The 6,952-nt window shown below is 74.2% G+C and carries 9 protein-coding genes; 1 reads left to right on the top strand and 8 read right to left on the bottom strand.

Annotation, left to right across the window (positions count from 1 at the left end; all coding sequences use genetic code 11):
• From ABD317_RS31855 to ABD317_RS31840, 4 genes are all read right to left on the bottom strand, one after another.
• On the bottom strand, positions 1-320 hold a 320-nt coding region (locus tag ABD317_RS31855), incomplete at its 3' end, for a hypothetical protein (protein ID WP_344294520.1).
• A 120-nt stretch (positions 321-440) separates the two neighbouring features.
• A complete protein-coding gene (locus ABD317_RS31850) occupies positions 441-1,433 on the bottom strand; it encodes an electron transfer flavoprotein subunit alpha/FixB family protein (RefSeq protein ID WP_344294517.1) in 993 nt (330 codons plus the stop codon).
• Positions 1,434-1,493: 60 nt separating this feature from the next.
• A complete protein-coding gene (locus ABD317_RS31845) occupies positions 1,494-2,279 on the bottom strand; it encodes an electron transfer flavoprotein subunit beta/FixA family protein (RefSeq protein ID WP_027757436.1) in 786 nt (261 codons plus the stop codon).
• A gap of 163 nt (positions 2,280-2,442) precedes the next feature.
• On the bottom strand, positions 2,443-2,799 hold the full coding sequence (locus tag ABD317_RS31840; protein ID WP_344294515.1) for a thioredoxin family protein: 357 nt from the start codon (positions 2,797-2,799) through the stop codon (positions 2,443-2,445).
• Positions 2,800-2,973: 174 nt separating this feature from the next.
• On the opposite strand from ABD317_RS31840, the gene ABD317_RS31835 reads away from it, so the two are divergent.
• Positions 2,974-3,741: a lysophospholipid acyltransferase family protein gene (locus tag ABD317_RS31835; protein WP_344294513.1), complete on the top strand. Its 768-nt coding sequence runs from the start codon at positions 2,974-2,976 to the stop codon at positions 3,739-3,741.
• A gap of 33 nt (positions 3,742-3,774) precedes the next feature.
• On the opposite strand, the gene ABD317_RS31830 is transcribed toward ABD317_RS31835, so the two are convergent.
• The 4 genes from ABD317_RS31830 to ABD317_RS31815 form a co-directional block, all read right to left on the bottom strand.
• Positions 3,775-4,443, bottom strand: coding sequence for a phenylalanine--tRNA ligase beta subunit-related protein (locus ABD317_RS31830; RefSeq protein WP_027757433.1), 669 nt, complete (start codon positions 4,441-4,443; stop codon positions 3,775-3,777).
• A gap of 192 nt (positions 4,444-4,635) precedes the next feature.
• The gene (locus tag ABD317_RS31825; protein WP_027757432.1) at positions 4,636-5,211 is read right to left on the bottom strand and encodes a transglutaminase domain-containing protein; all 576 of its coding nucleotides are present in this window, start codon (positions 5,209-5,211) and stop codon (positions 4,636-4,638) included.
• Between the two features lie 27 nt (positions 5,212-5,238).
• Positions 5,239-6,339 carry a threonine aldolase family protein gene (locus ABD317_RS31820; protein WP_344294511.1) on the bottom strand — a complete coding sequence of 367 codons (1,101 nt, stop codon included), beginning with the start codon at positions 6,337-6,339 and terminating at the stop codon, positions 5,239-5,241.
• A partial coding sequence (locus ABD317_RS31815) for an SDR family oxidoreductase (protein WP_344294509.1) occupies positions 6,336-6,952 on the bottom strand: 617 nt, incomplete at its 5' end. The genes ABD317_RS31820 and ABD317_RS31815, both read right to left, overlap by 4 nt.

Here is a 6,952-nt window from a genome sequence, read left to right as displayed (position 1 = left end):
CTGCTCACCGCCGCCCCGGCCGCGGCGCCCGGTACCACCAGCGACGCCGAACCCGCCGCCGGCAGCACCCAGCCGCCGCCCCGCGGCCGGACGCAGCGCCGGCGCAGCGCATACCCCGCCACGCTCGCCGCCCCCACGACCGCCGCCGCCGCGAGCAGCCACGGCACCGGCACGTCCCCGGTGATCCGCAGCAGCACCAGCAGGGCGTACGCCACGGTGAACCGCGGCCAGGTCCCCGGCGCCCCGCCGTGCGGCGTGCTCCACGCCCGTGCGCCCCGCGGCAGCCAGGCGTACGGGCTCGGGCTCGCGCTCCCGCTCATGCGGCGCATCCTCCCACGCGCTCGCGCGCCCCGACCACGGCGCCGGCGGCACATGCGGAAGGGCCCGCGACACCGCGGGCCCTTCCGCATGGCGGCGCTCCGGCGGGCCGCCCCCGACGCTCAGCCCTTGCGGGCCTTGACCTCCTCGGTCAGCTGCGGCACCACCTCGAAGAGGTCGCCGACGACGCCGTAGTCCACGAGGTCGAAGATCGGCGCCTCGTTGTCCTTGTTCACGGCCACGATCGTCTTCGACGTCTGCATGCCCGCCCGGTGCTGGATCGCGCCGGAGATCCCGGCGGCGATGTACAGCTGCGGGGAGACCGTCTTGCCGGTCTGGCCGACCTGGTGCGAGTGCGGGTACCAGCCGGCGTCCACGGCGGCCCGGGAGGCGCCGACGGCCGCGCCGAGGGAGTCGGCCAGCGCCTCGATGATGTGGAAGTTCTCGGCGCCGTTGACGCCGCGCCCGCCGGAGACGACGATCGCGGCCTCGGTCAGCTCGGGGCGGCCCGTCGACTCGCGCGGGGTCCGGCCCACGACCTTCGTCCCGGCGGCCGACTCGCCGAAGCCGACCGTGAGCTGCTCCACGGCGCTCTCGACCGGGGCCGCCTCGGGGGCGGCGGAGTTGGGCTTGACGGTGATGACCGGCGTGCCGCGCGAGACGCGCGACCGGGTGGTGAACGCGGCGGCGAACACGGCCTGGGTGGTGACCGGGCCTCCCCCAGAGGCTTCGCCCTGGGCGGTGCCCCCGTCGCCGGCCTCGACGTCCACGGCGTCGGTGATGATGCCGGAGCCGATCCGCACCGCGAGGCGGGCGCCGATCTCCTTGCCCTCCACCGACGACGGCAGCAGCACGGCGGCCGGCTGCACGGCGTCGTACGCGGCCCGCAGCGCGTCGACCTTCGGGACGACGAGGTAGTCGGCGAACTCGGCGGCGTCGGCGGTCAGCACGCGCGTCGCGCCGTGCTCCGCGAGCACGGGCGCCGCGGTCTCGACGCCGGGGCCCAGGTGCACGGCGACCGGGTCGCCGAGCCGGCGGGCGAGGGTCAGCAGCTCCAGCGTCGGCTTGCGCACGGCGCCGTCGACGTGGTCGACGTAGACGAGGACTTCAGTCATGGATCTCGTTCTCCTGCGGTACGAGGGCGGAAGGCGTAACGGCGAAGGGGGTGCGGGGGCTCAGATGAACTTCTGGCCCGCGAGGAACCCGGCGAGCTGCTTGCCGCCCTCGCCCTCGTCCTTGACGATCGTGCCGGCGGTGCGCGGCGGGCGCTCCGCGGCGTCCTCGACCTTCGTCCAGGCACCCGCCAGGCCGACCTCCTCGGCGTCGATGCCCAGGTCGTCCAGGTCCAGGTTCTCCACCGGCTTCTTCTTCGCCGCCATGATGCCCTTGAACGACGGGTAACGGGCCTCGCCCGACTGGTCGGTGACGGACACCACGGCCGGCAGCGCCGCCTCCAGCTGCTCGCTGGCCGCGTCGCCGTCCCGGCGGCCGGTGACCTTGCCGTCGGCCACGGCGACCGCGGAGAGCTGGGTGACCTGGGGCACGCCGAGCCGCTCGGCGAGGATCGCCGGGAGCACGCCCATGGTGCCGTCGGTGGAGGCCATGCCGCAGACGACGAGGTCGTAGCCGATGTGCTCCACGGCCTTGGCCAGGACCAGCGAGGTGCCCATCACGTCGGTGCCGTGCAGGTCGTCGTCCTCGACGTGCACGGCCTTGTCCGCGCCCATGGACAGCCCCTTGCGCAGCGCGTCGCGCGCGTCCTCGGGGCCGACGGTCAGCACCGTGATCTCCGCGTCGTCCGCGGCCTCGGAGATCTGCAGGGCCTGTTCGACCGCGTACTCGTCCAGCTCCGAGAGCAGGCCGTCGACGGCCTCGCGGTCGGTGGTCAGGTCATCGGAGAAGTGCCGGTCGCCGGTGGCGTCGGGCACGTACTTCACACAGACAACGATCCTCAAGCTCACGCCGGCTCTCCCACCACTTCGTATCGAGACACTGCCGTGCTGGCAGCATAGGCGCCATCGACGGCCGCCACCGAGCGGATCCGGTGGTCGCCGTCCAGTTTATTACTCACCAGTACATCCGTACGCACACCCGCCGTTCAAGGCCGCCCGGCTGTGACATTTCCTACCCGTCCCCGTCTCCCGCGGACGCCTCCGGTACCGCGGCGCCCAGCGCGGCGATGACGTCCGCCTTGCGCGGCAGGCCCGTGCCGCGGCGCACCACCCGGCCGTCCGCGTCCAGCACCAGCACGGTCGGCGTCCGCTCCACCGCCAGCCTGCGCACGAGGCCGAGGTGGCTCTCGGCGTCCACGTCCACGTACGCCACGCCGGCGACCATCCCCGCCACGTCGGCGAGGATCCGCCGGGTGGCCGCGCAGGGGCGGCAGAAGGCGCTGGAGAACTGCACGAGGGTGGCCCGCTCGCCCAGACCGCGCGCGTCCAGGTCCACCGCCGTCAGCCGCTCCGCCGTGCCGTTCACCATCCCTCCAGCATGCCGCACCGCCGCGGGCGGGATGACAAGATCCCGTCACGCCGAAGGGGTGGGTCTGGCGTGGCGGGCGCGCGTCGGGCACGATCGGGGAGTACGTACCTACGCACGCGTAACTTCCGCCGGGAGCCTCCTGACCCTCCGGGCCGGAGAAGGGATCGGCCCGGCATGGCAGACCTCGTCTACCCGCCCGTCGTCGGCCTGTGCAGAACCGCCTTCAAGGCGATGGACCTGCGCATCGACCTGAAGGGCGAGGAACACGTCCCGCGGCGCGGCGGTGCCGTCCTGGTGAGCAACCACGTCAGCTACCTGGACTTCGTCTTCTGCGGCTACGCGGCCCGGCCGGCGAAGCGGTTCGTACGCTTCATGACCAAGGAGTCGGTCTTCCGCCACCGCGTCTCCGGCCCGCTGCTGCGCGCGATGAAGCACATCCCGGTCGACCGCGCGCAGGGCGCGGCGGCGTTCTCGCACGCGCTGCGGGCGCTGCGCTCGGGCGAGGTCGTCGGGGTCTTCCCGGAGGCGACGATCTCGCAGTCGTTCACGCTGAAGTCGTTCAAGTCGGGCGCCGCGCGGCTGGCGCAGCAGGCGGGGGTGCCGCTGCTGCCGATGGCGGTGTGGGGGACGCAGCGGATATGGACCAAGGGGCGGCCCCGCGACTTCGGCCGGAACCACCTGCCGATCACGCTGCGCCTGGGCGCGCCGGTCCCGACCGGGGACGGGGTGCCGGACGACGTGCCGGCCCCGTACGGCGCGGACGGCGCGGACGGCGGGGAAGAGCACGAGGACGCGGAGAAGCTCACGGAGCGGCTGAAGACCCGGGTCCAGGACCTGCTGGAGGCGGCGCAGCGCGCGTACCCGGACCGCCCGCGGGGGTCGGACGACAGCTGGTGGCAGCCCGCGCACCTGGGTGGCAGCGCCCCGGCGCCGGGCACCTGAGCCGGGGCGGCCCGCCCCCCGCCGCGGCGCGTCTCAGGCCGGGTCGCGGATCTCGATCGCCGCCCCGGGCGAACTCTTCTGCAGCGCCTCGGCCAGTTCCTCCGCCGCCGCGGTCAGCTCCCCGTACGTCATGGGTTCCTGCCGCTCCAGCAGGAACAGCGCGTTCGCCGACTCCTCGGTGAGCCGGGTGCGCACGCCCTGGCGCCAGTTCCAGCGGCGGCAGGTCACGCCCGTGTCGTCGCACCAGACGACCTCGCCGGGCTCGGGGTGCTCCTCGTCGAAGCGCTCCTCGCCGGTGGCGCGGACGAGCCGCATGTCGCCGTGGATGTGGTCGGTGTCCTCGCCGCCGACGGGGATGAGGTGGGCGACGCTGACGGCGTTGTAGATGTCGACCAGGCGGTTGATACGCGGCAGGCCGGCGTCGCCGAGGGCGCGGCGGGCCAGCGCCTCGGCGGAGTTGCGGAACTTGGACGGCTTGGCGCCGAAGGCCGCGTAGGCGGCCCGCCACGCCTGCATGTGCGGGTCCTGCTGCGGCGGGGTGCCGTCGAGGCGCTCGGCGAGCCGGCGGGTCGCGTCGTCGAGGAGCGCGGCGCCCGCGGCGTCGCTGGGGCCGCCGGCGAGGCCGCGGGCGACGACGGTGACGTGGGCGAAGCCGGGGGCGAGGGTGCGTACCTCGTCGGAGACGTGGGTGCGGAGGGTCATGCGGTCCTTCTGCGGGGTCGTCGGGGTCAGGGTCGGGGTCGGTTCCGGGGGCGGTGGCCCGGGGCGTACGGCACCGGGCGGCCCGCGGGCCCGCGGGCCGCCGGCGGACCGTGCGTCAGTGGCCCGGCCTACCCTGGGGTGGGTGTGCGGGGATGCGGGGGCTGCGGGGTCTGGGTCTTGCGGATGCCGCTGTTACAGGGCGGTGGGCAAGATGCGGTCCAGGTGGCGCCGGTCGGCGGCCGTGCGGAGGGCTTCGAGGGTAGCCGGGTGGGGCGCCGCGCGGACCAGCGGGTCGTCGTACTCGCCGGCGGCCGGGTCGGGGACGAAGGCCAGCTGCTCGCGGTCGAGGCGGAACCGCGCGGTCACGCCCGGCTTGTTGCCGCGCGGGTCCAGGCGGATCCAGTCGCGCCCGGGCAGCCGCAGGGCGGCCAGGCCGTGCAGCACACCGAGGTGCTGATAGCAGAAGCCGGCCGGGATGCCCTGGGCGCGCAGCAGCGCGACGAGGGCGTGGGCCTTGGCGTAGCAGATCCCGGTGCGGGCCTTCAGCACGTCGGAGGCGCGGCAGGTGACGCGCAGGTCCCCGGCGTCGTTGGAGTGCGGGATCGTGTCGCGTACGAACTCGTAGGCGCCCTTGGCGTACGCCTCCGGCGCCTCAGCGACCTCGCGCAGCCGGTAGGCGGTCTCGACGACGAGCGGGTGCTCGTGGTCGACGACCGCGTCGGCGGCGAGGTACGCGGACAGGCCGGGCCGCTCCTGCTGGAGTTCCATGCAAGGGAGCGTATAGGCATGCGGCGGTTACGTCCTCCGCATTTCCTCTGCGATCGCGGCGACGAAGGTGTCGACGTCCTCCTCCGTGGTGTCGAAGGAGCACATCCAGCGCACCACGCCGTCCGCCTCGTCCCAGAAGTAGAAGCGGAAGTTCTTCTGCAGCGCCAGGGACACGTCGTGCGGCAGCCGGGCGAAGACGCCGTTGGCCTGCACGGCGTGCAGCACCTCCACGCCGTCGATGCCGCGCACCCCGTCGGCGAGGCGAGTGGCCATCGCGTTGGCGTGGCGGGCGTTGCGCAGCCACAGGTCCTTGGCGAGCAGCGCCTCGAACTGGGCCGAGACGAAGCGCATCTTGGAGGCCAGCTGCATCGACAGCTTCCGCAGGTGCTTCATCGCGCGCACGGCGTCCGGGTCGAGCACCACGACGGCCTCGCCGAGGAGCATGCCGTTCTTCGTACCGCCGAAGGAGAGGATGTCGACGCCGGCGACGTTGGTGAACGCGCGCATCGGCACGTCGAGCGAGGCCGCGGCGTTGGCTATCCGGGCCCCGTCGAGGTGGACGCGCATGCCGCGGCGGTGCGCGTGCTCGCAGACGGCACGGATCTCGTCCGGGGTGTAGACCGTGCCGTACTCGGTGGCCTGCGTGATCGAGACGACCTGCGGCATGGCGCGGTGCTCGTCGTCCCAGCCGCGCGCCTCCCGGTCGATCAGCTCCGGGGTGAGCTTGCCGTCCGGCGTGGGTACGGGCAGCAGCTTCAGCCCGCCGACGCGCTCGGGGGCGCCGCACTCGTCGACGTGGATGTGCGCGGTGTCCGCGCAGATCACCGCGCCCCAGCGGTCGGTGACGGCCTGCAGCGCGACGACGTTGGCCCCGGTGCCGTTGAAGACCGGGTAGACCTCGGCGTCCATGCCGAAGTGGCCGCGGAAGACGTGCTGCAGGTGGGCGGTGTAGTCGTCCTCGCCGTAGCTGACCTGGTGGCCGCCGTTGGCGAGGGCGAGGGCGGCGAGGACCTCCGGGTGCGCGCCGGCGTAGTTGTCGCTGGCGAAGCCGCGCACCGCCGGGTCGTGGCGGCGCTTGGCGTCGGTGCGCCCCGGGGGTCCGCCGGCCGTCGTGGTCGGCGCGGTCACGGCTGGGGTGTGAGCCACAGGCGGGTCCCGTTCAGTTCTTGCGCGGGCCTGTCCCAGACGTCCGCGATGTTTCCGGCAAGGTCGTCCACGTCGGTGAAGCCCGCGAACTTCGCGTTCGGCTTGGCCTCCCGCATCGCCGCGTTCACCAGCGCCTTCACCACCAGGATGACGGCCGCCGCGGCGGGCGGGCCGGCCGGGTCGTCGGCCTGGCCGGCCTTGCGGAAGCCGTCCGCCATGGCCAGCGTCCACGCCTCGGCACCGGCCTTGGCGGCGGCGTACGCGGCGTTGCCGGCGGTGGGCTGGCTGGCGCCCGCGGCGCTGACCAGCACGTAGCGGCCGCGGTCGCTGCGCCGCAGCGGCTCGTCGAAGGCGAGGGAGGTGTGCTGCACGGTGCGCAGGAGCAGGTCGTGCAGCACGGTCCAGTCGTCGAGGTCGGTGTCGGCGAAGGACCGCGAGCCGCGCCAGCCGCCGACGAGGTGGACCAGGCCGTCGACGCGGCCGTGGTCCTTCTCGATGCGCCCGGCCCAGGCGCGCACGGCGTCCGGGTCGAGCAGGTCGACGGTGTCGCCCGTGACGGGGGCGCCGCCGCGGGCCTCCCGCGCCGCGGCGACGG

It is taken from the genome of Streptomyces synnematoformans (assembly GCF_039531005.1).
In the GTDB taxonomy this organism is placed as follows: domain Bacteria; phylum Actinomycetota; class Actinomycetes; order Streptomycetales; family Streptomycetaceae; genus Streptomyces; species Streptomyces synnematoformans.
The sequence above is the reverse complement of the archived record's forward strand: the minus strand, read 5'-3'. Positions and strand labels throughout refer to the sequence as shown.